Annotated in this window: 2 pseudogenes; one reads left to right on the plus strand and one right to left on the minus strand. The window is 40.2% G+C overall.

Annotation, left to right across the window (positions count from 1 at the left end):
- A pseudogene (locus tag QLG07_RS02565) lies at positions 1-691 on the minus strand (hypothetical protein); the annotation flags it as partial.
- Positions 692-1,037: 346 nt separating this feature from the next.
- Between QLG07_RS02565 and QLG07_RS02570 the strand changes: the two are divergent.
- Positions 1,038-1,408: pseudogene (locus QLG07_RS02570) on the plus strand (transposase); the annotation flags it as partial.
- Positions 1,409-1,461: the final 53 nt, after the last annotated feature.

The following is a 1,461-nucleotide window of genomic DNA, read 5'->3' on the forward strand; positions in this document are numbered from 1 at the left end:
TGTACAGCTGGGCGCCGGTAACCGCCTCGCTGCTGTCGGCGGCCAGGCTGCCGCCTTTTAAATTGACAAGACTTCTTTTGAGAGAATCATTCCCAATAGACATTTGTTCATCTGAACTAACAGTTGAATTACTTCCAAGTGCTACAGAGTCTTTATATCCAGTTACTTGAGCATTATTACCGATTGAAACGGCATTATTAGCGTTGAATGAAGACGCTCCATTACCTAAAGATATAGCAGACTCAGAGTTAGTAACCTTTGAGTTATAACCAATGGATAATGAGTAATTTGACTCTTTAGATATATATGAATTAACACCGACAGCAGTTCCAAAGAGTGAATCAGAACTCGCGCCATCACCTAAAGCAACACTGGCCCAATATGCTTTAGCCAAAGAACCAATGGCCACACCGTAATATTTACCTCCAGATCCATTAGGCTTACCTCCATTATCTGTAGCATCAGCAGGACCAGCCCTGCTCCCCCCAGCAATGACAATCAAATTATCGAGCGTAGTATTTCTTCTACCGTCTCCGTAAGCTAAAAAACTGACAAATAGAGCAATAAACAATAGCGAACGCTGAAAAACCGAAAAAATATGCACGATACCTGACCTGTCATTTATAAAACAGAAACTAAAAATCGATATACTAAATGTTGCATCGTCAACTAATTGACCGCGTAAAAACACCCACCCTCAGAGTGGATGATTAACATATAGATCACCCCCTCAAAAATCAAACAAACAAGCACTCGTAACATATTGATTTAAAACAACAAAAACAATAAAAACAAAACAAAATAAAAATAAATAACAAATTTTAAGTAAAAAAATATTTCTCCCACGCAAGGAGTGAGGTATTTCTATTGATTTTTTGACCACTGAGGAGGATGAAATATATGGCAGATTTACCAGTGAACCGGATTAACTTCAGCTGGCACGTTATTTACACCTTGATAGTGAAGTGGTTTACTGAATTTGGCTATCTGAATAGAGGTGATATGCTCACTCACCTCAGAACAATACAGGTACACCAATGAAAAGAAGAAATTTTAGTCCTGAATTCAAGCGCGAATTCGATCAGCTGGTTGTCGATCAAAACTACACCTTCTCTGATGCCGCTAAGTCTATGGATGTCGGTCTTTCCACGATGACAAAATGGGTCGGGCAACTGCGTTAAGAGCGTCAGGGTAAAACACCAAAACCCTCTCCGATTACATCGGAAAAAATCGAAATACGTGAACTGAAGAAAAAGCTACAACGTATTGAAATGGAGAACGAAATATTAAAAAAGGCTACCGCGCTCTTGATTTCAGACTCCCTGAAAAATTATCAATAATCGGGAAACTCAGGGCGCGTTATCCCCTAGCCACTCTCTGCCGCGTGTTCGGGGTTCATCGCAGCAGCGGCTTTGTTGATTAAATCGAACTTTTGCTGAGTTGAAGGATCAGATCACACAT

This window comes from Erwinia sp. V90_4 (assembly GCF_029967685.1).
GTDB classification, from domain to species: Bacteria; Pseudomonadota; Gammaproteobacteria; order Enterobacterales; family Enterobacteriaceae; genus Erwinia; species Erwinia aphidicola.